General features: G+C 31.2%; 29 protein-coding genes. 15 read left to right on the plus strand and 14 right to left on the minus strand.

Annotation, left to right across the window (positions count from 1 at the left end; all coding sequences use genetic code 11):
* Positions 1 to 36: 36 nt before the first annotated feature.
* The 4 genes from Y592_RS06020 to Y592_RS06035 form a co-directional block, all read right to left on the minus strand.
* Positions 37 to 2,595, minus strand: a complete 2,559-nt coding sequence (locus tag Y592_RS06020) for a glycosyltransferase (protein WP_075666095.1) — start codon at positions 2,593 to 2,595, stop codon at positions 37 to 39.
* A gap of 3 nt (positions 2,596 to 2,598) precedes the next feature.
* Positions 2,599 to 3,078, minus strand: coding sequence for a pantetheine-phosphate adenylyltransferase (gene coaD / locus Y592_RS06025; protein ID WP_075666096.1), 480 nt, complete (start codon positions 3,076 to 3,078; stop codon positions 2,599 to 2,601).
* A 3-nt stretch (positions 3,079 to 3,081) separates the two neighbouring features.
* The gene (gene dnaB, locus Y592_RS06030) at positions 3,082 to 4,419 is read right to left on the minus strand and encodes a replicative DNA helicase (protein WP_075666097.1); all 1,338 of its coding nucleotides are present in this window, start codon (positions 4,417 to 4,419) and stop codon (positions 3,082 to 3,084) included.
* Between the two features lie 297 nt (positions 4,420 to 4,716).
* Positions 4,717 to 5,898 (minus strand): TM0106 family RecB-like putative nuclease, encoded by a 1,182-nt coding sequence (locus Y592_RS06035; RefSeq protein ID WP_075666729.1) that lies wholly within the window; start codon positions 5,896 to 5,898, stop codon positions 4,717 to 4,719.
* Positions 5,899 to 6,106: 208 nt separating this feature from the next.
* Here Y592_RS06035 and Y592_RS06040 point away from each other — a divergent pair, with 208 nt between their 5' ends.
* The gene (locus Y592_RS06040) at positions 6,107 to 6,478 is read left to right on the plus strand and encodes a Rid family detoxifying hydrolase (RefSeq protein ID WP_075666098.1); all 372 of its coding nucleotides are present in this window, start codon (positions 6,107 to 6,109) and stop codon (positions 6,476 to 6,478) included.
* Positions 6,475 to 7,128 (plus strand): endonuclease III domain-containing protein, encoded by a 654-nt coding sequence (locus tag Y592_RS06045; RefSeq protein WP_075666099.1) that lies wholly within the window; start codon positions 6,475 to 6,477, stop codon positions 7,126 to 7,128. The genes Y592_RS06040 and Y592_RS06045 overlap by 4 nt, the downstream gene beginning before the upstream one ends.
* On the opposite strand, the gene Y592_RS06050 is transcribed toward Y592_RS06045, so the two are convergent.
* The gene (locus Y592_RS06050; protein WP_075666100.1) at positions 7,098 to 8,348 is read right to left on the minus strand and encodes an SLC45 family MFS transporter; all 1,251 of its coding nucleotides are present in this window, start codon (positions 8,346 to 8,348) and stop codon (positions 7,098 to 7,100) included. The genes Y592_RS06045 and Y592_RS06050 overlap by 31 nt on opposite strands.
* An 81-nt stretch (positions 8,349 to 8,429) precedes the next feature.
* On the opposite strand from Y592_RS06050, the gene Y592_RS06055 reads away from it, so the two are divergent.
* Genes Y592_RS06055 through asnS form a run of 4 tightly spaced genes read left to right on the plus strand, consistent with a single transcriptional unit; the run spans position 8,430 to position 11,576 of the window.
* On the plus strand, positions 8,430 to 8,813 hold the full coding sequence (locus Y592_RS06055) for a methylglyoxal synthase (RefSeq protein WP_075666101.1): 384 nt from the start codon (positions 8,430 to 8,432) through the stop codon (positions 8,811 to 8,813).
* A gap of 1 nt (position 8,814) precedes the next feature.
* On the plus strand, positions 8,815 to 9,612 hold the full coding sequence (locus tag Y592_RS06060) for a Cof-type HAD-IIB family hydrolase (protein ID WP_075666102.1): 798 nt from the start codon (positions 8,815 to 8,817) through the stop codon (positions 9,610 to 9,612).
* A complete protein-coding gene (locus tag Y592_RS06065; protein WP_232218168.1) occupies positions 9,572 to 10,261 on the plus strand; it encodes a hypothetical protein in 690 nt (229 codons plus the stop codon). Before Y592_RS06060 ends, Y592_RS06065 begins: the two co-directional genes overlap by 41 nt.
* A 19-nt stretch (positions 10,262 to 10,280) precedes the next feature.
* Positions 10,281 to 11,576 carry an asparagine--tRNA ligase gene (gene asnS, locus Y592_RS06070; RefSeq protein WP_075666103.1) on the plus strand — a complete coding sequence of 432 codons (1,296 nt, stop codon included), beginning with the start codon at positions 10,281 to 10,283 and terminating at the stop codon, positions 11,574 to 11,576.
* Between the two features lie 28 nt (positions 11,577 to 11,604).
* Here asnS and Y592_RS06075 read toward each other — a convergent pair whose 3' ends face one another.
* Genes Y592_RS06075 through Y592_RS06105 form a run of 7 tightly spaced genes read right to left on the minus strand, consistent with a single transcriptional unit; the run spans position 11,605 to position 17,419 of the window.
* Positions 11,605 to 13,074 carry a carboxypeptidase M32 gene (locus Y592_RS06075; protein WP_075666104.1) on the minus strand — a complete coding sequence of 490 codons (1,470 nt, stop codon included), beginning with the start codon at positions 13,072 to 13,074 and terminating at the stop codon, positions 11,605 to 11,607.
* Between the two features lie 12 nt (positions 13,075 to 13,086).
* Positions 13,087 to 13,935: a GNAT family N-acetyltransferase gene (locus Y592_RS06080; RefSeq protein WP_075666105.1), complete on the minus strand. Its 849-nt coding sequence runs from the start codon at positions 13,933 to 13,935 to the stop codon at positions 13,087 to 13,089.
* Entirely contained in the window at positions 13,907 to 14,254 is a 348-nt protein-coding gene (locus Y592_RS06085; RefSeq protein WP_075666106.1) for a L7Ae/L30e/S12e/Gadd45 family ribosomal protein, read from the minus strand. Before Y592_RS06085 ends, Y592_RS06080 begins: the two co-directional genes overlap by 29 nt.
* A 2-nt stretch (positions 14,255 to 14,256) precedes the next feature.
* Positions 14,257 to 15,036, minus strand: a complete 780-nt coding sequence (folE2, locus tag Y592_RS06090) for a GTP cyclohydrolase FolE2 (protein ID WP_075666107.1) — start codon at positions 15,034 to 15,036, stop codon at positions 14,257 to 14,259.
* A gap of 2 nt (positions 15,037 to 15,038) precedes the next feature.
* Positions 15,039 to 15,248: a hypothetical protein gene (locus tag Y592_RS06095; RefSeq protein WP_075666108.1), complete on the minus strand. Its 210-nt coding sequence runs from the start codon at positions 15,246 to 15,248 to the stop codon at positions 15,039 to 15,041.
* Positions 15,249 to 15,252: 4 nt separating this feature from the next.
* Positions 15,253 to 16,548 (minus strand): glycosyltransferase, encoded by a 1,296-nt coding sequence (locus tag Y592_RS06100; protein ID WP_075666109.1) that lies wholly within the window; start codon positions 16,546 to 16,548, stop codon positions 15,253 to 15,255.
* The gene (locus tag Y592_RS06105) at positions 16,529 to 17,419 is read right to left on the minus strand and encodes a carbohydrate kinase family protein (RefSeq protein ID WP_075666110.1); all 891 of its coding nucleotides are present in this window, start codon (positions 17,417 to 17,419) and stop codon (positions 16,529 to 16,531) included. Before Y592_RS06105 ends, Y592_RS06100 begins: the two co-directional genes overlap by 20 nt.
* A gap of 75 nt (positions 17,420 to 17,494) precedes the next feature.
* Here Y592_RS06105 and dnaN point away from each other — a divergent pair, with 75 nt between their 5' ends.
* From dnaN to Y592_RS06125, 4 genes are read left to right on the plus strand one after another with little or no spacing between them, the layout of a single operon-like run.
* On the plus strand, positions 17,495 to 18,598 hold the full coding sequence (gene dnaN, locus Y592_RS06110) for a DNA polymerase III subunit beta (RefSeq protein WP_075666111.1): 1,104 nt from the start codon (positions 17,495 to 17,497) through the stop codon (positions 18,596 to 18,598).
* A gap of 13 nt (positions 18,599 to 18,611) precedes the next feature.
* Complete coding sequence (locus tag Y592_RS06115) at positions 18,612 to 19,037, plus strand: type II secretion system protein (RefSeq protein ID WP_075666112.1); 426 nt, start codon at positions 18,612 to 18,614, stop codon at positions 19,035 to 19,037.
* The gene (locus Y592_RS06120; protein ID WP_075666113.1) at positions 19,034 to 19,807 is read left to right on the plus strand and encodes an ABC transporter ATP-binding protein; all 774 of its coding nucleotides are present in this window, start codon (positions 19,034 to 19,036) and stop codon (positions 19,805 to 19,807) included. The genes Y592_RS06115 and Y592_RS06120 overlap by 4 nt, the downstream gene beginning before the upstream one ends.
* Entirely contained in the window at positions 19,797 to 20,192 is a 396-nt protein-coding gene (locus tag Y592_RS06125; RefSeq protein WP_075666114.1) for a GNAT family N-acetyltransferase, read from the plus strand. Before Y592_RS06120 ends, Y592_RS06125 begins: the two co-directional genes overlap by 11 nt.
* 40 nt (positions 20,193 to 20,232) lie before the next feature.
* Here Y592_RS06125 and Y592_RS06130 read toward each other — a convergent pair whose 3' ends face one another.
* Positions 20,233 to 21,393, minus strand: coding sequence for a flagellin N-terminal helical domain-containing protein (locus tag Y592_RS06130; RefSeq protein ID WP_075666115.1), 1,161 nt, complete (start codon positions 21,391 to 21,393; stop codon positions 20,233 to 20,235).
* Between the two features lie 117 nt (positions 21,394 to 21,510).
* Here Y592_RS06130 and amrS point away from each other — a divergent pair, with 117 nt between their 5' ends.
* From amrS to Y592_RS06155, 5 genes are read left to right on the plus strand one after another with little or no spacing between them, the layout of a single operon-like run.
* Positions 21,511 to 22,491 (plus strand): AmmeMemoRadiSam system radical SAM enzyme, encoded by a 981-nt coding sequence (amrS, locus tag Y592_RS06135; protein WP_075666116.1) that lies wholly within the window; start codon positions 21,511 to 21,513, stop codon positions 22,489 to 22,491.
* On the plus strand, positions 22,464 to 23,519 hold the full coding sequence (locus tag Y592_RS06140; RefSeq protein WP_075666117.1) for an FAD:protein FMN transferase: 1,056 nt from the start codon (positions 22,464 to 22,466) through the stop codon (positions 23,517 to 23,519). The genes amrS and Y592_RS06140 overlap by 28 nt, the downstream gene beginning before the upstream one ends.
* Before the next feature lie 12 nt (positions 23,520 to 23,531).
* Entirely contained in the window at positions 23,532 to 23,873 is a 342-nt protein-coding gene (locus Y592_RS06145) for a YbaB/EbfC family nucleoid-associated protein (RefSeq protein WP_075666118.1), read from the plus strand.
* Between the two features lie 8 nt (positions 23,874 to 23,881).
* Positions 23,882 to 24,547 (plus strand): rhomboid family intramembrane serine protease, encoded by a 666-nt coding sequence (locus tag Y592_RS06150; protein WP_088368921.1) that lies wholly within the window; start codon positions 23,882 to 23,884, stop codon positions 24,545 to 24,547.
* A 2-nt stretch (positions 24,548 to 24,549) separates the two neighbouring features.
* The gene (locus Y592_RS06155) at positions 24,550 to 25,590 is read left to right on the plus strand and encodes a hypothetical protein (protein WP_088368922.1); all 1,041 of its coding nucleotides are present in this window, start codon (positions 24,550 to 24,552) and stop codon (positions 25,588 to 25,590) included.
* A gap of 18 nt (positions 25,591 to 25,608) precedes the next feature.
* On the opposite strand, the gene Y592_RS06160 is transcribed toward Y592_RS06155, so the two are convergent.
* Positions 25,609 to 26,136: a hypothetical protein gene (locus Y592_RS06160; RefSeq protein ID WP_088368923.1), complete on the minus strand. Its 528-nt coding sequence runs from the start codon at positions 26,134 to 26,136 to the stop codon at positions 25,609 to 25,611.
* Positions 26,137 to 26,198 lie beyond the last annotated feature (62 nt).

A 26,198-nucleotide genomic window follows, 5' to 3' on the forward strand; every position in this document is an offset into this window, starting at 1 on the left:
ATATTATCGGAAGTACAAAAGGAAACTTTAATTTTTTTAAAATAGTATCACTCTAAAATATTTTTTTGAAATTATTTCAGATATCGTAAACCCCATTTTCTCAAGTTCTAAAGCTATTTGTTTTGTAGATTTTAAGATCCTTATTTCAGGGTTATACCATATGGGGTTATTTTTATCATTAAAATCTGGCATCAAATAAATCAATGCACCTTTTTTTGTATTTTTTGGTAAGATAATTTTCGGATTTGTATTTATTATATTCATTCCCAACACCGCTTCGCTTTCTTCGTCTATTATTGAAAGTTCGTTTAATATATTTTTTGGTACTTTTTCATCAATGAAGTTTATTTTGTTACTTTTTAACTTTTGAAGAATTTCAAATAGTAGATCATTGTCGATATCAAATGGCCATTTATCTATAATTTTTTTTCTTCTTTCTTTTACGAGTTTAATTGAATCATTTGTGGGATATGGATAAGTATACAAGAAATTTGAAGATCTTTTCCATACACGTATGGGATTAATTATTCCGAAACCAGAGAATTTTTCAGAGATATTCCCACACCATATTATTTCATCGCTACTTTTTGAAAATTTTGGTGTTGTATATAAATAAAATCCATCGTATTCGTATTTTCCAAGTGACAGATCTCCAATTTTTGGATTTTTTTCACAGGATTTTATGTGATATTCAAATGCCTTTTTAAAATCTTCCTTTTCTTCAAATATTTTTGCAAGTCTGTAGTAGTAAAATGGAAAATCATCAATATTTTTTATATTTGATAGTAATCTTTTCTTTCTTTCAAGGTCTTTTGTGTTAAGTGCTGCAACGTATTTTGCATAATCTGAATCCGATATTAAGTTTAGGTATTCTAGTTCTTCATTTTGAGCATTTATTTCAAAAATTAATTCCTTTAATGAACCAAAATAGTCCATTATTTCTTCAAATGTTCCATCTATGTTTTTATCGAGTTTGGTTTTTAAATCATCGATGACGGGTTTGATAAACTTTGAGACAGTTTTATTTAATTCAATTGCCTTTTTGTAATATGATATTGCTGCGTTAAAGTTTCCAAGTTTTAAATAAACGTCACCGATTAAAGAAAGTATAATTCCCTGATTTTCTTCGTCGAATTTTTTTCTTATATTTGCAAGTATTTTAAGTAGTTTTTCTTTATTTTCAGAGTAATACTTAAAGAAGAACAAAATTTCTTTAATTGAATGGATATCCTCTTCTGGTTTTTCAAATATAAAGTTAACTAGGTAATCTTTTTTGTCAAGAAGTTTTTTTACTACAAATTTTTGGAATCGCGTTTCTGCGAAATGTTCTATTCCCGATAAATGTATACCATTGTCTAAATATTTATAGATGGTGTTCCACACATTAATTTTTAAGTTATTTCTCAATATGTATTTTAAAAGATCATTTACAATGTAGTGTATATCTTTCAGAAATTTTATGTTGTGTATCTTTGATATTTCTTCAAATATATTTGAAAGAAATCTTTTAATGTTTTCGCCGGTTCTTGGGGCAATTTCACAAGATTTTTTTATATGATATTCAAATTTTTCTTTATCCTGTTTTATCAAGTAATATTTTGCAAGTATTGTATGTGCAGTAGCTTTATATTTGAATCCCACGATTGTCCATTTGAATTTTTCTGGTTTTTTTTCGGCGTATTTTATTTTTTCTAAAAAGAGTTTTGCATATTTAAATTGATTTTCCAAATCATCCATTTTTTCATATAAAGCCATTAGTCCGAAATATGGATCGGGATATTCAGGTGAAACTAAAGCTTTTTCAAATAACTCTTTTGATAGATTGTATAGTCCTTTATTTAAAGCGTCGATGCCAAATAAAAATAGAAATTCCACACCAATTCCAGGGACTTTTTTTAGTTTGTTTATTTCATTTAGTGTTTTTAAACCCACTTCGTATTTTCTATATTTATATTTTGATATTGCTTCGGTTTTGTAAAGCTGTACAAGATAATAAATTTTTTCAAGTGGGTTAATATTCTTATTTTCAAGGTGTTTTAAAATTAAATTTCTTGTTCTATTATATTTTTTTTCTCGAAGTTCTCTTGTCCAAATATAACCATAATGGTATATAATAAAAGGTGCATCAATAACTTTTCCCTTGTGGATAGGTTGATTGTGCACAATATTTTGGTATTTTACTGTTCCATTTCTGAAAATTCTGGGGGTAGAAGCGGTTTCCGTTTTTTTTAGGTCCCAATCCAGATAACTTAATGTGGGAAGATATACGGTATTGATATCTTTTGGGAGTGTTTTCAAAAATTTTCTTATTTGTTTGAAATCTTCTTTTACTTCTTCATCTGCGTCAAAGACCATTACCCATTCACATGTTGGATATTTTAAAGAATTATTTCTCGCTTCTGAAAAGTCCCCTTTCCATGGATGAAAATATAATTTATCGGTATATTCTTTTACAATATCTGGTGTTCTGTCCGTTGATCCTGTATCTACCACTATAATTTCGTCAGCAATATCTTTTATGCTTTCAAGTGCTCTTCTAATATTGTGCTCTTCGTCTTTGACTATCATGGCAACAGATAGAAGACATTTTTTCATTTTTTACACCTCTTTTATTTTTCTTAATAGTTTTCTTTCAACGTTATGTGGTACCCACGTTGATATATTTCCTCCAAAAAATGCCACTTCTTTCACTAAACTTGAAGATATAAAAGAATATTTTTTGTCTGTCATCAAAAAAACCGTATCTACAGTCGGGCACATTTCTTTATTTGCCATGGCCATTTGAAGCTCATATTCGAAATCTGTAACGGCTCTTAACCCTCTGATAATTACATCGATTTTGTGTTTTTTTAAATAATCTATTAATAATCCTTTATAATAATCTACCTTGACATTTTTTATGTCTTTTGTACAGTCTTTAATCATTTCTATTCTTTCATCTAGTGAAAAAGTATATTTTTTTCTTTTATTTTCCATTACTACCACAAATACTTCTGAAAATATCTTTGTTGCCCTTTTAATTATGTCTAAATGCCCATAAGTTATAGGATCAAAAGAACCTGGATAGATTGCCTTCATATTTTAACCTCCATGTGAAATGTCTATATTGTAAAATGCAGTATATTTTGGATCAAAGGATAGTTTTACAGTTCCAATTGGGCCATTTCTTTGTTTCCCGATTATTAGTTCTGTTATATGAGGTTCTGTAGTTTTTTCCTTTTTGTAATATTCCTCACGGTAAAGAAAAAGTACCATGTCTGCATCTTGTTCAATTGAACCAGATTCTCTTAGGTCACTTAGTCTTGGTCTTTTATCTTCTCTTTGTTCTACCGCTCTTGACAATTGAGAGAGTGCAACAATTACTATATCTAACTCTCTTGCTAAGAGTTTTAGCGAACGTGAGATTTCGGATATTTCTTGTTGCCTATTTTCTCTGTATGATTTAGTGCTCATCAACTGGAGGTAATCTATAAATATCACTTCTATTCCGTACTCTTTTTTCATTCTTCTTGCCTTTGCACGCAAAGATCTGGGATTAAGATTAGCTTCGTCATCAACTATGATATTGGTTTTGTATAGTTTTCCCGTTGCGGTAAGTAGTCTTTGCCATTCTTCATCTGTAATATTTCCCCTGCGTAATTTTTGAAGTTCGACAAATGCTTCCATGCCTAGAAGCCTTTGTACAAGTTGTTCTTTACTCATTTCAAGACTAAATATTCCAACAGGAATATTAAAATCAAGTGCCATATTTTTGGCAACGTTGAGTGCAAAAGCGGTTTTACCAACGCTAGGTCTTGCGGCTAAGATGATAAGATCAGATTTATGAAATCCAGAGGTCATTTCATCTAAGAATTTATATCCCGTGGGAATGCCTGTTACCACATTTAGAGTACCACTTTTGTTTTTTCCCCTTAATGTTTCCAGATTTTCAAACACTTGGTGTAGTATTGTATTCATAGGTAGATAGGTTCTAGAAGTTTTTGATTCGGCAATTTCAAATATTAATCTTTCTGCATTATCGAGAATATCATCTACGTCTCTATCTGAGGTAGCATCTTCAACAACTTTAGATGCCGCTGAGATTAAAGAGCGTAAAATAGATTTATCTCTTACTATTTGAGCATATGTTTCAATATGTGCAGAAGTTGGAACAACATCTGCAAGTTGGGCAACATAAAGTTCACCGCCAATAAAGTCGAGTTTTCCCTTAGTTTTTAATCTGTCGCAAATAGATATAACATCTATTGGAGTACCTTCATCGTATAATTCTTCTATTGCTTTAAAGATTTCTGCATTTTTTTGATCATAAAAATCTTTTGAGCTAACGATTGGTATTATAGATTCTATGGTTTCAGGATCTATTAGAATACTACCAATAACAGCTTGTTCTGCTTCTAGATTGTGAGGCGAGTTTCTCATTTTTTTCCTCCTTTTCCTAGGAAAGATTATATCATAAAATAAGACCCCAGATTATACAATCCGGGGTCTCTATTTCTTGGAAAACTGGTTCCAAGGGGGGATAGGGGGTCGCTGCTCACAACTAAAATAACACATGTTTTGTTACATCTCAAGACATGTGAAAAAAAGATTAAGTTAAAAAAGTTAAAGTTCTGTGAGTTTCGAAATATTAGGATAAGCAGCATTATATGTGTTTTACAGTCAAAATTGCAGAAAAATTTACTTTTTCGATGTTAACAATTGAAGAAGAATGAAAAATTAATCTGACAATTTATTAACGATGTTAAATAATAGTTTGGTGGCATTTACATCATCTTCGTTGTATTTCAAAATTTCATCTAGTATTTTGTCATCTTTTGTTTTTAGGAAGTCTTCAAATTTATGTACTACGATATTTCCGTTTAAATTTGTCCTCCAATTAAATCCCAAATATTTTGCTATGGATTTAAGAGAGTAAGATATTGTTGGGATTGCAATATGATTGTGGTAGATTTTATATAAATCTACAAACTCAATATTTGTTTTTTTTAAGTTGTATTTTTTAAATAGTTTATTGATTTGTATAGGTTCATAATTGTAGTAATGATATACGGGAAGTTTTTTATTTGATAGAAAACTTATAAGTTTTTTGAATTCTGTTTTTTCATCTTCTCTTTTAAGTGATAAAAATGGAATGTATCTATCTTCATACAAAACACCAAAGAGAAAATTAAAGTTTTTGTAGCTTTCTATGTCAAGAAAAATACCTGGTTTTAATTTTTTAACAGGGTTGTATAGAATGATTTTTTTGTATATAAAAGCCTTTGCTTGTGCAATTATTTTGTCCGATTTTTCTCCAAATATTTCTTTTACAACCTCTTTCATTTCTATTATATCGTCTAGTTTTTCAATACCCTTTTCTTTTAAATTTTTAAGTCTAAACTTTCCAATTCCTCTGATCAATGAAAGATCTTTTGATTTAATTAGTTCATTAGTACATTCTAAACTGTATTTGCAAAATTTACATTCTGGATTGAGAATTGGTTTGGGAACTTTTTTGTTTAAAAAATCGTAAATTATATTTTTAAAGGAATCTACATGTTTTTTCCAAGGAATTTGTGATGTATAGTATTTACTCTTGAATATGACATCTATTTTTTTGTCGGTATAGCTTGAAACTACAAATGCATATCCTGCAGCCTCAAGGTAATGATATTGGTAAAGTTTTTTCCCTCTTCTATGGGAAATAATTGTTATCTTATTATCATCTATTTTTAGATCTATGTTTTTAGCATAAAGGGTTAGACCGTAAATTTCAAGTGAGATTGATACGTTTTTTAAAAATCCGCTTTTGTTAATTTTTTGTGTTATAGTTGATTCTACTTTTTCATCTTTGGATTCCAAGATAAACTTTCGTGGGCAAAAGAGATATGTTCTAATCTTTGAAATACAAAAAAGCATTTTTTCACCCAATCTAGATATAAACAACTTATCATCCTATTATATTATAAACGATATATTAATTATTACACTTTCTTCTGAATTTTTCAATATATGCATCAAAGCACGTTATTGATTGTTGGTTGTTATAGCGACTAGTTTATTTTTTCGAAAAATTCAAGGAAAATGATATAATAGATGTAAATCATAACATGTGGGGGTGGTTAAAGTGGAATTAATTAATCCTAAAAATGCTCCAAAAGCAGTAGGTCCATATTCTATAGCAGTAAAGACGGGAAATTTAGTTTTTGTTTCTGGTCAATTACCAATAACGGAAAATGGGGAATTGGTAAAAGGAGATATAAAAAGGGAAACTGAAATAATAATGAAGAATATAGAAATAATATTGAAAGAAGCGGGGAGTGCCCTTGGAAAAATTGTAAAGATAAATGTCTATATCAGGGATATGTCAAAGTTCTCAGAGTTTAATGAGATATACGAAAAGATGTTAAATGGGCACAAACCAGCGAGAGCTGTGGTTGAGGTTTCAAATCTTCCAAAAGATTCGGATATTGAAATTGAGGCGATAGCAGAGGTATGAATTTTGAAGGGCTATATGATGTATTAAAGGCTACCTATGGTAATCTTGGAAAATGGTGGCCCGGTGATAAAGAAGAAATATTAATAACTGCAGTTTTAACGCAAAGTACGAATTGGAAAAATGTAGAATATGCAATGGAAAATATTTACAAGCTTACAAATAAAGAAAGACTTTTGGGTTTTCTTTATAAACTTCCAAAGGATGAACTAGCAAATCTTATAAAACCGGCAGGTTTTTTTAATATTAAGGCAGAGAGATTAAAAAATTTATTGGAATTTTTCAAGAAATACAATTTTAATTTAGATACAGTTTCGAGAGAAGAAAATTTGAGGGATAAATTATTGAAAATAAAAGGAGTCGGCAAAGAAACAGCCGATTCCATTTTGTTATATGTTTTTGAAAAACCCGTATTTGTTGTGGATGCATATACGAAAAGGATATTGAATAGAATATACAATTTAAGATTAGAAGATTATGATGAAATACAAGAGCTATTTTATAAGTATTATCCAAAAGACGTACAATTGTACCAAGAGTTTCATGGGTTAATAGTTGAGCATGCAAAAAGGTATTGTAGAAAAAAGCCATTATGTGATTCTTGCTTTTTCCACAATTGTGCCTATTTTACATCACCTTTTCTAACATATTGAAGTGTAAATGTTGCTAGAATAAACGATATTATCGAAAAATACAACAAAGAATCATAACCTAGTTTATCTATGAAAAATCCTGAAACAGGTGGTGCAATTATATTTGCACTCATTGAAAAGAAATAGTACAAGCCTGTGTATCCACCTAGTTTTTCTTCACTTGTCATATCGACTACTGTTGGGAGTGAGTTAACATTTACCATTGCCCATCCCATACCGCCTAGTGAAAAGTATATAAATAGCAAATAGGTTATAATCTTGGGGGAGTTTAGTAAATACACGGACAAAACTGTAAGCATTGAAATTAAAGTGACTATTAATAGACCAATGGTCATTGTTTTTTTTCTGCCAATTTTTGAACCTATGAATCCAGCCGGAATAGAGAATAACATAAACGTAAGAGAGAAAAACCCCAATATAAACGCCCCTGTACTTTCACTTATCCCAATTCTAAATTTTGCGTAACTTGTAAAAAATGTTTCAAGAGCGTTATATCCTGTAAACCAAAATAATATGGAAAGTAAGATCATTAAAAGGCTTTTTTCTTCTGACAAAAATACGTCTTTTAGATTTATCTTTAATTCATTAAAACTTTTTGAAAAAACATTTGAAAGCTTTATATTATCGCCTGTTTTAATTTTATATTTGCTGTCTTCTTTAATAAATATAACGACAAGAAGTGAAGCAATTACCATGATTATAGCTCCAACCCAAAATGGAAGAGCGTAATTTTTGTCGTATAAAGGTTTTCCCGCAAAATATGCAAGTAAAGCGCCTAATCCTCCCATGAAGTTTATTATTCCGTTAGCTTGGCTTCTAAATTTTGGTGGTGTAATGTCGGGCATTAAAGCAATTACAGGGGATCTAAAGAGTGCCATAAAGAAGTTCATGAGGATAATATTTAACATGAAGAACCAAAGAATATGTAAGTTTCTAGATAGAGGTATCAAAGAAAAGAAGATGGCTCCAAGAGGTGCTCCAACAAGTATGTAAGGCATTCTTCTTCCAAGCTTTGTTCTTGTTTGATCACTTAATACTCCGATGAGAGGTAACATAAATATTGCAAAAATATTGTCGATAGTCATTATAAATCCGATACTTGTGGATGAAAGAGAGAAATCTTTTAGAAAGATTGGCACGTATGCATTATATAATGGCCAGAGAATGCTTATTCCAAAAAAACCAAAACCAAGTAAGAACAGCTTTTTATGATTTTTCACTTTATCCCCCCTTAAAGAATTTTTCAAATTTTATTATAACATACCTATGATATAATAAATAAAAATGTGAGGGGTGAGATAATGTTGAAAGTTGCTTTAATTGCACATGATAAGAAAAAATTGGATTTGGCAATGTTTGTAAAGGAATGGAAAGAAGTATTTGAAAAATGTGAATTGTTTGCGACTAGAACAACAGGAAAGATAATAGAGGAAAAAATAGGACTTAAGGTAAACAAGTTAGAATCGGGACCATATGGTGGAGATTTACAGATAGGAGCTTTAATTGTCAATGGTGAAATTGATTTTGTTGTATTCTTACGTGATCCATTAACTGCACAGCCCCACGAACCAGATGTTTCGGCGCTTTTAAGGGTATGTGACGTACATAATATACCACTTGCTACTAATTTGTCTACTGCTGAAGGGTTAGTACTTGAAATAAAGAGAAAACTAGAAGGAGGATAATATGGTATTTGTGTTTGATTTAGATGGAACTTTGTTGAATAATAATTATACAATTTCCGAAAAAACTATTAACTTTATAAAGTCTCTTGAAAAATGTGGTCATAAGTTGGTTTTTGCAAGTGGTAGAATGTTGATTTCAATAAAAAAGGTGGTTGAAAAATTCTTTGAAAAAGAATACCCTATAATAGCGTATAACGGTGGAATGGTTTATTTACCAGAAGAGGGAATAGTGTTTGAGAAGTTTTTAGACTTTTCAAGTGCAAAAAAAGTTATAGAATTTTTAAGAAGCGAAAATGTACATAGACAAATATATGTGGATGATAAATTATATGGAGAAGAGGACAATGACGAAATAAAGTTTTACGCCAAACACGCAAGTGTAGATTATTATATAGTAGATGATCTAGTAAAATTGCTAAGGAAAAAATTACCGGTAAAAATTCTTTCAATTGTAGATAAAGAAAAAATAAAATTGTTAAAAGATAAACTAAACAGTTTAAATTTAGAAATTGATGTATTTAAGAGCATGGATATATTTTTGGATATAGTCCCAAAAGACATAAATAAAGGTGAAGCTTTGGAGTTTTTGATAAAAAAATTGGATCTAAAAGGAGAAATAGTGGCCTTTGGTGATAATTATAATGATATTCCCCTTTTTAAAGTAGCAAACATTTCAATTGCCATGGGGAATGCAAGTAATGATGTGAAAAGGGAGGCAGATTATATTGCACCGTCAAATAATGAAGATGGTGTTTATAGTGCTCTTGTTGAGTTATTTTCAGATTGTATTTCCTGCTAAAATTTCAAATCAACCTCTTGAAGATATTTTAAATGATGTTTCGCTGGTTTGTCTTGGAAGTTTAGGGGATTTGACCTTGGCATATGATGCGGGAAAGGCAGCTGGTTACTTGTTAAAAAAAGAAGGGTATGATGCGTATATTGTAGGAGTATTGGATACCTTAAGTTTAGATGATAAAGAGCCTTTTCATCGCGTTAATAATTCGGCGTTTATAACTGCGCATGTCTATTCTTTATTTTCAAAGGGTTTGTTAAGTGCAGGAATAATTCCAATATTTGATGGTAGAGTTATAGATAAGGAAATAATCTATTCTTTAAATACGAGGAATGCAACATACCCTATTGTTGTTGAGACTGAATCTGAAAAAGAAAAATTGGATAAGTACAAAGGAAATGTTATTTTAAAAGATGAATTGGAATGTTATATTGATAGGGTAAAGTTGTTTTGGAATTTAAAGGAAGTTGATGTAGAAGCTATAAGGATGAAAATTTTAAAGAATTCCATAATTTGGCTTGGCGGAGAAAAGAAGATATACGTAAATCAAATTTTTAGAAATGATGGGCTTATAATATTTTCAAAAGATATCCTAGGTTATGCGAAAGATGTGCTTGAAGGATATGAACCTGCTACTGGAAGAAAGCCATGGTAGAAAATGGGAGGTGTAGATTGTGTGGGTATATATAAAAGATCTGAAAGATTACATTGGAAAAGAAGTGGAGTTAAGAGGATGGGTATGGAGAAGTAGAAGTAGTGGAAAAATTGCTTTTATTAATATGAGAGATGGTACGGGGATAGCTCAAGTGGTAGTTGAAGCATCTTCTGTTGATGAGGAAACTTTTAAAAATTCCAGAAAACTTAGAATGGAATCTTCTTTAATAGTTAGAGGAATTGTCAAAGAAGAAAGAAGAGCACCAGGTGGGGTTGAGCTTCATGCAAAAGAAGTTATTCCCATCCAAATTCCAAAAGAAGATTTTCCAATAAATAAACCGGATCATAGTATTGAGTATTTGATGGATCATAGGCATCTTTGGTTACGTTCAAGAAGGCAGATGCATATTTTATACATAAGAGATGCCGTGTTAAGGGCTATAAGAAAATTTTATTGGGAAAATGGTTTTGTACAAGTGGATACTCCAATATTCACTGGTGCAATTGGTGAGTCGGCAGGTAATTTGTTTGAAATAGATTATTTTGATTATGGTAAAGTATACCTTGCTCAAACTGGTCAATTATATTTGGAAGCTGCGTGTATGGCACTTGGGAGGGTGTTTAATTTAGGGCCTACCTTTAGAGCGGAAAAATCTAAAACAAGAAGACATCTTATTGAATTTTGGATGAATGAAGCGGAAGTTGCGTATTTTGAACACGAGGACAATTTGAAATTGCAAGAGGGCTTAGTATCGTACATAGTAAAGTATGTGCTTGAAAATGCAAGAGAGCATCTTGAAGCGTTAAATAGAGATATTTCTAAATTAGAAAAGATAGAAGCTCCATTCCCGAGAATTACTTATACAGAAGCGGTAAGCCTTCTTCAAAAGAAAGGATATAATATAGAATGGGGCGATGATTTTGGAGGCGATGAGGAAACAGAGATTGCAAAACAGTTTGAAAAACCTGTGTTTGTAACGCATTATCCAAGAAAAACCAAAGCATTCTATATGCAACCTGATCCAGATAATCCAGATGTGGTTTTATGCGATGATTTAATTGCGCCAGAGGGATATGGAGAAATTATAGGAGCTTCTCAAAGAATCCACGATTATGATTTGCTTGTAGAAAGGTTGAAAGAATTTAACTTACCCGTTGAAGCATACGATTGGTACCTTGATTTGAGAAGATTTGGGACTGTTCCACATAGTGGGTTTGGTTTGGGAATAGAAAGAACAATAGCCTGGATTGCAGGGTTAGAACATATTAGAGAAGCAATACCATTCCCAAGAACACTATACAGGATTCATCCATAAAGTAAGTCCAAGCCGTTGTGGCTTGGACTTATTTTTTATATACCTTTGTGAATTTTTCCTTTACGTATTCAATAAAGTATTTTGGATTAAGTTCTTCGTTTGAAATTTCCTTTATAAGTTCAATTGGCATAAGGGTTTTTCCTTTGGAATGTACTTTTTTGCGCAGCCAGGAAAGTATTTCGATAAATTGGCCTTTTTCTATTTTTTCTCCAAAATTCGGGATATCCTTTTTCATTGCATAGTAGATTTGAGCAGCGTATAGATTTCCAAGCATATATGAAGGGAAATAACCAAAAGAGCCGTGAGCCCAGTGAACATCTTGTAATACTCCAAGTGCATCATTTTTTGGGACTATTCCAAGGTATTCTTTCATTTTTTCGTTCCACAACTTGGGTAGTTCATCAACGGTTATCCTATCGTTGATTAATGCTTCTTCGAGTTCAAATCTTAACATTATATGTAAATTATATGTTACTTCATCTGCTTCGGTTCTTATTAGGGACCTTTCAACTGTGTTGATAGCTCTCCAGAATTCTTCTACTTTTACGTTTTTGAAATTTGGAAAGTATTTTGTAAATTTAGGGTATATAAATTTCCAAAACTCCAAACTTCTTCCCACAATATTTTCCCAAAATCTCGATTGACTTTCATGAATGCCCATGGAAGCACCATCACCAATGGGAAGACCTCTGAATTGCTCTGGAATACCTTGTTCATACAAAGCATGGCCACACTCGTGAATTGTACTAAATATCGAATTTTTGATATCGTATTTGTCGAATCTTGTGGTTATTCTTATATCGTTATGTGAAATAGATATGGTAAATGGATGTGCGGAAATATCTAATCTACCTGCACCAAGGTCATAATTTAAAATCTTTAAAAGTTCCATAGAAAATTCCTTTTGTTTTTCTATACTGTATTTGCCTTTTAGAATTTCCGTGTTTGGTTTATTGCCACTATCAAGTTCGTTGATAAATTCAACTAAAAATTTTCTAAGCTCTACTATTATGCTTTTTAGTTGATCTGTTTTAAGACCAGGTTCATAGTCGTCGAGTAGAACATCGTATTTGTTACTTTCATAACCTATACATTCTATTACTTTTTTCTCTAAATCTACCACTTTTTTCAAATGAGGTTTAAATATTTCAAAATTATCTTTTTCTTTTGCCTTTTGCCATGCTTGTTGGGATAAAGCTGTTTCAAATTGTAATTCTTTGAAAAGTTCAGGTGGTATTTTTTCATGTTTTTCAAATTCTTTTTTTACTAATTTTAAGATTGCTTTATCTTCATCATCCTCTGGGGTAGCAGATTCTAGTAACTCCTTTGTTTTCTCTGAGATAAATTCTTTAAAAACATACGTTGAAATTTCACCAATAATTTCCGCCCTTTTTTCAGCTGCCTTTTCAGGCATATATGTTTCCATGTCCCAGTGTAATAAAGAAAGGGCGTTTTCAAATTTTGATAATCTTTTTAGATGTTTTTTTAGTTTTTCCATTTTTGTCCCCCTTTACTGCAATTTTTTGTGCATTTCAGATTGTATTAAAAGTGATTCAAATCCGTTTTCCACTAGTGCAGTATACATGGGATCATCTTCTGGGACGGAAGTTGCAGAGATAATTTTACAGTTTGTTTCATTTCTCAAAAAAGCTATTGCAACTTTTGCAATTTCATCCCATTTTTCTTTGTCTTTTGTTCCAAGATCAACTATATAAGTGGTGTTATCTTCGTTTTTCCCCCACACAAGATAACCTTCAGTTTTGTCGGTAATCAATCTTACATGGTTATATCTTCCATTTGCAAGAAGTAAGGTTACAGGTTCACGTTGCCAATTTGGTTTTCTACCAGACAATTGAAGGTTTAGTGATAGAGTGTAGATATACCTTGGTTCGACTTTGATAGATCTAAAATATATATCTTTACTTTTTACATTTTTATTAACTAAGAGATGTAATTTTCGTCTTTCTCTAAAACCATGTTTTTCGTAAAATCTATATGCCCTTGAGTCTTTCGTTATAACTTCCAAAGATATTGTTTGAATGCCTTTCCATTTAAGATAGTTTGTTGAATGTTCGAGGATAAAGCTTGCGGTTCCAGTTCCTCGTTCTTCTTTAACGACCCCCATTGCATCGATTCTAGCCCTTTCATGTCTTATGCTGTTAACTATGAATCCTACGGGCTTGGTGTCTCTCAAAAATATGAAACTATCTTCAAGAGATATGGAATTTTCTCTGACATCCATTTCAAAATTTACTACATTCCAATTTACAGGAACAGTGTAATCTTGGAAAACCTTGTTTACAAAGTTCACAAAATCAATTAAAGAATATTCATTCAGAGTTAATATTTTTAGATTCATTTTTCCCCCCCTCTTTTGAAAAATTCAAAATACTTTTCGCCATGTTTTCGTCTAATATTCCTAGTACGGCAATGTTTAGCATTCCAGTTGCTTTGGATAAAGTTTTTTTATCCGCAATTTCAACGAAAGGAACGTTTGATATTTCACATCTTATTTTTATATCTTTTTTTACCCTTTGTCCTGTATCCTTAGCTATTAATATTACTTTTGTTTTTATTTTAGGGTTTTTAATGTATTCACGTATATTATCTTTTCCATATACCAATTTTTTTGCTTTTGATGCAAATCCAAGAAGAGTTAAAATTTTTTGCTCATTCACACTTACACCTCCATATTGTATGAATCTACACAAGCAAATGCATTGTGATTATGTATAGATTCGTAACTTTCCACCTCGACTTTGAACCATTTGAGCTTGGGGTTATTTTTTAATTCAAGTGCAATGTCTCTTGCAACATCTTCTACAAATTTAGGGTTTTCGTATGCTTTTTCTGTTAAAAATTTTTCGTCAGGTCTTTTTAAGAGAGAAAATAATGGTACGCTTGAGTGTTTTTCAGCAATTTCTATAAGTTCTTCAAACCATACGAGGTCTGATGTTTCTACTTCAATTCTTACGTGTGCCCTTTGATTATGTGCGTTATATTTGCTGATCTCTTTTGAGCAAGGGCACAAAGTTTGCACAGGCACTTCAACTACAATGAAAAATTCGCATTTTTCTGGTCCATCATATGCTTTAAAACCACAAGTATATTCCATATAGCTTTCTATTTTTGTTACAGGCGCTTTCTTTTTGATAAAATATGGAAACATTATTTCAATTTTTGCACTTTTTGCCTTTAGAGTTTTTTTTAAATCATCTAGAATCATCTTAATATTTTTGGGATCAATTTTTAAGTGAAATTTGTTAAAGACTTCTAAAAACCTACTCATATGAGTGCCACGAAAGTCTTTTGGAAGATCTACATACATGTTGATTTTTGCAATTGTGTTTTGTACTTTATTTTTTCTGTCGAGCACTTGAATTGGATATTTTAAATCTTTGATTCCTACATGTTTTAGTGGGATTTCCCTTGTATCTTTTTCACTTTGTACATCCCTCATAACTACTTCCTTTCTAATAGATATTTTAATTCGTTTAAGTTATTTTCGTTTATATATTTTTCAAATCTTAAATCACCATTTACGTACATTTCGTACGCTTTGTTTAGCTTTTTTGAGTAATTTAGTTCATTTTTAATCTTTTCGTATGAAAAAAAGGTAAATAAAAATAAAAAGGCAAAAATTGTAATTAGTATAAGATAAAATTTTTGCATGTGCTCACCTCAATTGCGCATCAAAAAAACTTGGAAGAATTATATTTTTATTACTTTTCAAATGCATATGTATTTTTGATAAGTATTCTTTTACACAAATTTCCCAAGTGTACTTATTTATTACCCTTTCATAGCTTTTTTTACTAAATAGTTGGTGATTTTTTTGTAAATCTAGTGCTGCTTTTCTAAATTCTTCTTGAGTTGATACCAAATATCCATATCTTCCGTTGTCTAGTATTTCAACAGGACCGCCACTTTTTGTTGCGATCACTGGAAGTCCACAGGCCATTGCTTCAATAATTGCAAGTCCAAAAGGCTCGTAGTGTGACGTTAATGCAAAAATTCCATTATGTTTTGCAGCCGAATTATAAAGTTTTGCCAGTTTTTCTTGAGATGTGATTATTAAAAACTTTCCCCCTGCTTTTTTTGTTTTTTCTATTATTTCCCTTTGATAGCCAGAGTACTCTTTTGGTTTTTTTCTTAGTACCAATATTAGTGTGTAATCTTTTTTTAGATAGTTTTCAAAACTTTCTATTACAAATTCTATATTTTTTTTGGGATCTATTCTACTTGAAATTATTATTGGTGGTTTGTTTTGAAAAACATCTTTAAATTCATCTGATTCATCAATATGAAATATTTTTGTGTTTACACCTGGAGGTATCACAAAGATTTTATGTTTTATATCTTGATATAAATCTAAATACTCATTGTGTGTATATTGATGTTGTTTTTCTTGTGATGTGCTTGCAACAATAAAATTTGCATATTTCATTGCACATCTTTCTGCACTTATACGTATTGAGAATCTATACTTTTTTTCTGCGTCTTTACTATGTTTAAACTTGTCTTTTTTTTGGGCACCAAGTGAATGCGCAGTAAATGAATACGGAATATTTGTTAGTTTTTTAAACATTGCTCCGGAAATTCCACCATCACCGTAGTGAGTTGTAACAAAATCAGGTAATCTTTCTTTTTGGTAAAATTGGTATATCTTTTTCACATATTCTCCCAAAAAATCCCAGAGTTTTTCTTTGTTGAGAAAATTTTTTCCTCCAAATTCTATCCTAACAATTCTTACGTTTTCTGCATCTTCATAATAATCAAAATCTTTTGAAAATTCTGGCCATTTTTCATCTGTTATTTTTCTTGTTATTATATCTACTTTATGACCAAATTTTCCCATTGCCTTTGCAAGTTCTTTAACGTAAATTAATTGTCCTCCAAAATCTGGGTGCTCAGTTAAATGACTGTCATTTTTATCAAAATTCCCTTGAGGATTAAAAAATGCTATTTTCATACTTTTCCACCTCTTTGAGGTAATCTGATATATCTTTTAATTTAATAACTCCACCAATTTCTTCGATAACGTGAATTGAGATAACTGTACCGAGTAAAGCTGCTTTGAAAATTGAGAAATTGTTTAATAGTCCATAATATACACCACTCCAGAAGGCATCCCCTGCACCAGTGGTATCTACTACTTTTTTTGGGGATAGTTTGATGTGCTTTATCTCCTTACCATCTGAAACTAACGAGCCTTCTTTACCCATAGTTAGTATAACGTATTTTATACCAAACGTGTGTAATAACTCTATATATCGCTCTTTGGGTAAAATTCCAAATATTTCCTTTGCATCATCTAGCGATGGTTTTATAATATATGTGTTTTTTAATATTTCGTATATTGGATCTAAATCTATTTTTTTGCACGGAAATAGTTTTTTCCTGCAGTTTGGATCAAATGCAATTTTTATATTTTTATTTGCTACTATTTTCTTAATTTTTTCAGTTTTGTGTGTTATTGCCCAGCAACTTACGTGTAGAAATTTTATATTCTTTAAGTTAAATCTTTCAGGTATTTCTAAATTTTTGTCTTCATCTCTAAAAGGAATAAAATCTGGAGTTTTAGACGATGCTAAAATAATTACCGTTGAAGTGTTTCCAGGACCTATTTGAATGTATTTTGTTTCTAAATTCTCAGATTTTAAGGTTTCAATGATTTCTTTTCCAAAAAAATCATTTCCTACTCTTGAAATTATAATGGGTTTTATTCCCAGTTGATTTAAATTTCTCGCGATGTTTAATGGACTTCCACCTATTTTCTTTAAAAATGTTTTTCCGTCCGTTGAAATTAGGTCTATTAAACTTTCACCCAAAAATGCTATCATTATTTCACCTCTATTTTTTATTTTATCATAGATTTATGGTAAAATATTAAAAAAGGTATTATAAGGAGGGATTAGATGCTAAAATTTACTATAAGCAAGGAGGAATTAGAGAAAAAAATAGCAGTTGCTGCAGATGCAGTAGGTTCAAGAACTGTTGATCCTATTTTACAGTGTTTACTCTTTTCCTACGAAGATAATTCTTTGAAGATTTACTCTGCAGATATGCAAACTTTTGTTATCTCAAAGCTTAATGTTTCAGAGATAGAAGGTAGTGGGAAATTTGCCGTAGATGCAAAATTGCTAGAAGAGATTGTAAAAAATTTGGAAAATGAACAGGTGTTATTTGAATATGATACAGGAAAATTAAATTTGAAGAGCGGAAAGAGCTCTTTTAATCTTTCAACATATTCCGATGCGGATAAATTTCCACAGATTAATATAGAAGATTCTGGGATAAAGTTCGAACTTGAAACTTCAATTCTATCTGAAATGATAGATAGAGTTTTGTTTTGTGCATCTACTGAAAGTACAATGAGGGCATTGAATGGAGTTTATTGGGAAGTTAAAGGAAATTACTTAAGATTAGTGGCAAGTGATGGGTATCGTTTGGCACTCACAGAACAAAAGGTGGATATTGACACAGATATAGATTTTATTCTATCGCTAAAGAGTATGAAAGAATTGGATAATTTAATTAAACAAACCGATGAACCTATTTTAACTGTTAAGTTTGATCACAAAAAGATGTCAGTTACTGCTGGTGACATAGCGGTAATAATGAGAATAGTTGAAGAAGTTTTCCCAGACTATAGGAGAGTTTTGCCAAAAGCCTTTAAAACAAGGATAGTATTTAATAAAAACGAATTTTTAGAAGCATTGAAAAGAACAATGATAATTTCAAAGAGGGGGAGCGAAAAGGTACAATTGCAAATTATAGAAGATATACTTGTTTTAAGCAGTCAAAGCCAAGAGTACGGAAAAGTAAAAGAAGAAATTTCCGTAGAAAAAGAGGGAGAAGATTTGAAAATAAACTTTAATCCTAAATTTTTGAACGAAGCAGTAAAAAAAGTTGAGGAAGATGAGGTGGTATTTAACTTTGTGGATGATTTGAGCCCAATGCAAATTAACTCAAAAGATGTAAATGAATATTTGTATATAGTATTGCCTGTAAGGGCATGAAAGGATGAATAAGATGAAAAAAGGTTTTACTTTGATAGAATTGTTAATAGTTTTAGCGGTTATTTCTGCTTTGCTTTCTGTTGCAACTCCTCTTGCGTTAAGATCTGTTGCCAAAGCAAAGGCCACGCAAGTTGCTATGAATCTTAGAGCGCTATTAACCTCTATTGAACAGGCTATTTTGTTGTACCCCGATGAATTCAACGTTCAAGAATTAGATGGTCAAGACATTGTTTTAAAGTTGTACGAAAAGGGGTTTATCAATACGAATTTGTCGGTAAAAGGTTATAAGATTGATATAGATAAGCCAAATAATAAATTTGTTATTAAATATACAGGAAAAGATATAGATCTTACATTGGTTAAGAGTAGTTATCCCGCTGTGAAAACTGGAGTAGAAAATGGTGAAGAATATGTTTATGTGGAGGTTAATATTCCGTGATTAAGTTAGAAAACGTTGGAAAAAGATATGGGAAGAGTTGGGTGTTAGAAAATATAACTTTTCATACAGAAGAGGGCAATGTTATTGGAATTATAGGGAAAAATGGAAGTGGAAAAACTACACTTTTGAAAATTATTTCCGGTATTTTGAAGCCTACAGTGGGCAATGTTTATTTAAAGTCTAAATTGATTTCATATATTCCAGAGAAACCTATACTTATACCTGAATTAAGCTTGAAAGAAAATTTGAATTATTTTGCAAAAATGAGAAATGTAGAAAGCAAAAGAATAGAAGATGAAATAAAATTTTTTCGCTTGGAAAAGCATGTGTTAAAAAAACCAAGTGAACTATCAAAAGGGTTAAGACAAAGACTTTCTATGGCAATTTCCCTTTTAATTGATCCTGATATTATTTTACTTGATGAGCCTACAAGCGGTTTAGATGCTGAGTCCAAGAAGATAATATCGAATAGAATAAAAAAGTTAAAGCTCAACAAAAAAACTGTTTTGTATATAACTCATGAAGATGAAGAAGTTGAAAGTATTTGTGATAAAGTCCTTATATTAGAAGAAGGTGAGATTAAATTTTTTGGAACGGTTGAGGATTTTTGGAGGAAATATGAAAGATTTGTCTATGTGACTTTTTCTCAGACTAAAGAAATAAAACTTTTAAAATTAGAGGAATTAAAAAACGTTAAGGAAGACTTATTACATGTAAGGAGTGTTGGAATAAGAGAATTTTTATCTGGAGGTATGGTATATGAAAGATGAGATAGAATTATTAATTAGTCAGAAAAGTATGGAGTATAAAATGGATGTTGAGGTAGTATCAGGTGAGGAAAAAGTCGGAGATATTTTTTTAGAAAATTTGGATTGGATAAACCGAAGTTGTGAGTTAAAATTGGAGATTAATATGAATTTTTTTGATGAAGTTACAAGAAAAATAATAAAATATGGCTTTGAATATTTAAATTTGAATAGAATTTATGTTAGAATTCCGGAATACGAAAAAGATCAAATAGGGATTCTTAAAAATAACGGTTTTCTAAAAGAGGGAGTAGAAAGGCAGGGAAAATTTTTTAAGGGAAAGTTTTGGGATGTGATAAGGTTTTCAATACTTGCGGAGGATTATTGGAGGCTTAGTTTAGATGAATAAAGTGGGCATTTTGCCCACTTTATTTTTGATAAACTAACTATTATCTTAACAATTGCAATACATTTTGTGGTTGAGCATTTGCCTGTGCAAGCATTCCCATACTGCTTTGTAAGAGTATCTGTTGTTTGGTAAATTCCATCATTTCCTTTGCCATATCTGCATCTCTTACACGGCTTTCTGCTGCTGTTAAGTTCTCTGCTGCTACTCCTAAGTTGGATATTGTATGCTCAAGTCTGTTTTGTACAGCACCTAATGCCGCCCTTTGTGAACTTACTTTGTGTATTGCAGCATCTACTACCATTATTGCTCTTTCTGCTCCATCTTGCGTTGTGACATCTAAAGAGCTTGTTGTAATACCAAGTGCACCGGCACTCATATCATCAATACCTGTGAGCATATTGTGACCTTCGTTAGCACCAATTTGGAAGATTAATTGATTTGCAGCTGTATTTATAGCTTCTACTCTGACAACTGCACTGTCTACCACTTCACCACTTGGTAATGCACCGCCAAAGTCCGAAAGATTCACGTCAAATACGTTCGTGTTCCAATCTATTTGTACTCCGCTTATTGTTGCAGAACCTTGATTATATGTAGTTGTTACACTGTTTGTTCCACCGGCTGTAACAAGCGTTATTTTTACTTCGAGTGTTGTATCTGTATTAAATTGTCCAACTTCAACAACATATGTTCCTTCTGCCACAGTGGCAATTGAACTTGCGCTTATATTTATATTACCACCGGTAACCACTTTAATGTCTTCAGATGCCCTAAAACTTTCCAATTTACCATCGAGTAATTTTTTGGTGTTGAATTCAGTAGTTCTGGCGATTCTGTCTATTTCTTCTCTTAATTGGTCAAGTTCAGCTTGGATTTGGTTTCTATCAACATCGGTGTTTGTATCAGATGAAGCTTGTACAGAAAGTTCTCTCATTCTTTGCAAGATAGAGTGAACTTCAGTTAAAGCACCTTCAGCGGTTTGAATTAAAGAGATAGCATCTTGAGAATTTTTGATAGCCATGTTGATACCTTTTATTTGGCCTCTCATTTTTTCACTGATAGCAAGACCAGCGGCATCATCACCAGCTCTATTAATTCTAAGACCAGAAGAAAGTCTTTCAAGAGTTTTAGACATAGCAGTATTTGTTTGACCTATACTTCTCCAAGCGTTTAACGCACTTATGTTATGATTAATTCTCATACCTTACCCACCTCCGTGTGTGTTATTCAGAGTGCCTTGGACATTAATCTTATCGGAATTTTTGGAAAAAACTTTAAAGTTTTTTTGTGGTATAATTTTTTTAGGGTGGTGTTAATTATGAAAAAAATGGCAACGTTTTTTGATGAAAAAGATGGTGGGATTGTTTGTGAACTTTGTCCACGTAAATGTTTTTTAAAAGATGATCAAATGGGTTTTTGTAAAGTTAGAAGAAATGAAGATGGAATTTTGTATACCATGAATTACGGTGAAATAAGTGCTATTGCGATGGAGCCAATTGAAAAGAAACCGTTTTTTCATTTTAGACCAAAAGATAAAGTATTTTCCATAGGTTCTTGGGGATGTAATTTTTCATGTGGTTTTTGCCAAAATTGGGAAATTTCTCAGGTTAAACCTGCTGTAAAAACTGTTACTCCTGTACAAATTGTTGAGATGGCTAAAAATAGTAATTCAGGTGGGATAGCATTTACTTATAATGAACCTATTGTGGGATATGAATTTGTGCTTGATACTAGTAGAATTTCTCATAAGGAAGGTTTGTATAATGTTTTAGTTACTAATGGTTATATAGAATTGGAACCACTTTCGGTATTAATACAAAATATTGATGCGATAAATATTGATGTAAAGGGAAACGAGAGTTTTTACAGGGAAATTGGGGGGGATTATAATCATATTTTAAAGGTTATTGAATTTTTAAAATCAAGAGGAATACATGTAGAGGTTACAACACTTGTTATTCCAGGGAAAAATGATAATGAAGGGGATTTATCAAAGATTTTCGAAGATATTTCGAAAATTGATAGAGATATCCCATTGCATTTAACTAGGTATTTTCCAGCGTATAAATATGATATTTCTCCAACTCCTATTGAAAAATTGGAAAAATTATTTTATATTGCAAAGGAATTTTTGAATTTTGTATATCTTGGAAATGTATTTGATAAAAAGTTTGAAACCACTTTTTGTCCAGAGTGTCATACGGAGTTGATTGTAAGGGACGGTTATAAAGTTGAGGTAAAGAATCTTACAGAAGGAGGAATTTGTAAAGTATGCGGAAAAAAAATAGTAAAGATTTGAATCGACTTTCGAGAATTTCTTTGATATTTACAATTCTTTTGGTAGTGTTGATTGGTGTAGTTTTAATTACAAGTTTTTTTAAAAAAAATGTAAAGTATGAAACTTTTGAAACATTTTCTTTAGGGACATATGTACAGTTGAGAATTTCGACAAAATCCAATGCAACGATAATTGCAAGAGAGATTTTTCAAGAGCTTAATAGAATAACAAAAAAATTTGATCCGTACAATCCAGAATCAATTATTTACAAATTGAACAACAGCAACGGATGGTTAGAAGTTGACGATGAAACTTTTGCCGTAGTTGATTTGTCACTACAATATGCGAAAATTACAAATGGAAGTTTTGACCCTACTTTGGGAAGACTTGTAAAACTTTGGGGATTTGATAAGTTTGCGGAAAAAGAAAATAAAACCTTTAAAGTTCCAGCGAGAGTGGAAATTGATAAAGTGCTAAAAAAGTGTGGTTATGAAAAAGTAGAAATGGATTACAAAAATAGAAGGATAAAGACGAATGGTGTTTGGCTTGATCTTGGAGGGATTGTAAAAGGATATGCACTTGAAAGGGCTTATCAAATTGCAAAGGAAGCAGATCAAGAATGTACAGGTTTTATAGAAGCAGGAGGAGACATTAGGATATTAGGGCCCAAGTTTGGAAGAGATTATTGGATTATAGGGATTAGAAATCCGAGGGGAAGTGACAGTATAGATTATATATACCTTAAAAGTGGTGCTGTCGCAACCAGCGGAGATTATGAGAGGTTTTTTGTAGTAAATGGAAAAAGATATCATCATATATTGGATATTTCTACAGGATATCCCGCGACAAGTGCTATAAGTGCGACTGTTATTGCAGACGACGCTATAAAAGCCGATGCATTTTCTACTGCAGCTTTTGTTTTAGGAAAGAATAAATGGCTTTATACAAGGACTATTATGCCCAAAAATAATGCGGATGTATTTTTGGTTACCGATGAGTTGAAATATTTAAAAACAGATGGTTTTGTATATTATGAAAATACATATTAAGGAGGTTTTGAAATGAAAAAATTGAAAAGTTTTGGTGGAAAGAATCTTGGTGGTAAATCTATGAATCAACTTCAAAAAATTCAAGAGGAAATGCAAAAGAAACTTCAGGAAGTAGAGGGAAGTTTTGCAAATATGGAAGTTGAAGTTAGTGTTGGAGGGGGAGCAATAAAAATAGTAGCAACAGCAGATAGAAAGGTAAAGGATATAGAATTAGACGAAGATTTATTAGAAGATGGTGAAACACTTAAGGACTTGTTAATTGCTGGTATGAACGAGTTGATGGAAAAAATTGAAAAACTAAGAGAAGAGGAAATGGCAAAAATTACTCAAAGCTTTCTTCCATTTGGAATATGAGGTGAATTATGAAAAAAGAAAGTTTTTATTACCTTATATTAGTGAATGTTGTTATTTTACTCTTAATTGAAATACTGAAATTTTTTAGTTACAATGAGGTTATGTTATATTTGATGTTTGGTGCACAGTATGGTCCGTTGGTTTCCAGTGGACAGTGGTATAGAATTATTACTGCAATGTTTGTCCATGGAGGTTTTATTCATTTAATATTTAACATGTATGCTTTGTATTTTTTAGGACGTATCGTTGAGAATGTGTATGGTACTGATAAGTTTTTATCGCTTTATTTTTTGACTGGTATTGTTGGAAATGTAGCAACCCATTTGTTTTATTACAAATCTTTTTCAGTAGGGGCTAGTGGAGCCATTTTTGGATTAATTGGAGTGTTATTTGCAGCAGGGTTTAGAAGAGATACGCCATATACTTTAAAATCTCTAACTGGTAGTGCTTTATTACCGATGATTTTGGTAAATATCTTTTTAGGATTTATGCCTGGTTCTAATATAAATAATGCTGCACATTTGGGTGGTTTCTTTACTGGAATGGTTTTGGGATATTTTGTTCCTATATATGATTATTCTTGGAATGTCAGAAAAATCTGGAAGATATTAAAATGGATTTTAATTTTGTTGGTTATAATTTCGTATTTTTTATTATTCATTAATGAGGTGTAAATATGAGAAAAGTTGTATTATTTTTTCTTTTCTTTTCTATCTCTTTTTTTGGAGAACTTTTAATGCTTTATCCTGAACATGGGTTACTTGTAAAAAATATTTCTGATGGCTTTATATTACCTGAAAAGTGGAAGGTGGAAAGTATTCAAGGTAGTTTTCATGTAAAAGATATTTTTATTGATGAAAAATTAAAATATGTACCAAGTATGAAGGGAAATTTTGTTTATAAAAATGGGGAGTTTGTTTCAAATGATGGTAAGGAATACAAAATAATTGATGGATATTTTTTCGAAATAACACAACACCCCAAGGTGGTCAAGAAGATATTTTTAGATACGAAAAAGGCAACGGCAACTTTTTTGGTAGATGGAAGGTACAGTTTTTCTTATATTTTAAACGAAAATGTTTTATCTCAATTTTTAAACATTTATGCAGATGTTGATAGTGCTTTTGTTTTTGTAGTTTCAGAGCCTCAACAAAATAGATGGTTAATGAAAGGTTCAGGCGAAACAAATATTCAAGGTAAAAAAGTCTACCAATTAGGTGAAATTGAGGATTTAAGAAATGAAAGAACTATTTTGATTGATAGGATGAAAGTGGAACGCTTAGATTATAACTACGTTGAACTATATGATTATGTAACGAATTGGAATCCCACAAAAAGGATGGTATACATAAAGACATTAAGACAGTTACCTGCTGGAAAAATTACGGTTTGGTCAAAATTATATAATAGGTATTTGCCATTAGATCAGGCTTATTTGCCGGATACAAATGAAGAGATTGAAATATTTTTAGGATATTCATGGAATAATTGGTATAAATGGAATGTAAAAACATCTCTTAATTTGGGGAATAGAAAGAGAATATCTGGAGAGTTGAGTTTAAAAGGAAGAGGAGTATATAAAATAAAGATATTTGGAAAGAACATTGGTAGTATAAAAACCAACGTAGAAGTTATTGAAAAAAACGAAAGTTACATTATTTTACTTGCACATAATACTCAAACTATCTTTATTGAATATGAAAAGGATAAAAATTAAGCCTGGAAATTTCCAGGCTTAATTTTTGGCTATTTTATCTATAAATGTAAGTGTGTCAAAGACTCGAAAATAATAATTTGGGCTGTTATTCCAAAAGTTCAAAGCTTCTATTACATTAAAGTTAGTTATATTTTTCATTATAAGATATAGGTATCTGTATGCTATTCTTATTTGAAGCTGTGGAAATTTTATAAGTTCATCGTGAGGGATTTTCTGAGCAAGTGTTTTGATTTCAGGAAAGAAAATGGAAACATAATCAACAGCTGACTTGTGGAGTTGACAATAACCAACTGCATGGCCACTATCACCGTATAAATTTTTAAAACCACTTTCAGATACAATTAGTGATACAAATATTTGATAGGGTACTTGTGGAAATCTTTCGTATTCTTCAGAAACTGTATATGCGATCAATTTTGCACGTTCTTCAGAGACATTGTAGTATTTTGCAACTTTATATGTGTATTGATAAGCTTCTTTAAACATGTTATTAGAGAATAGTACTATTGATATAATAATCAATGTTAATACAATATGTTTTTTCATATCAAGTCCACCTCCATAGATATATTTTTTGTATTGTGATTATAATATATTTTTTCTTTACT

The organism is Thermosipho sp. 1070 (assembly GCF_001682135.1).
Classification (GTDB): Bacteria; Thermotogota; Thermotogae; order Thermotogales; family Fervidobacteriaceae; genus Thermosipho; species Thermosipho affectus.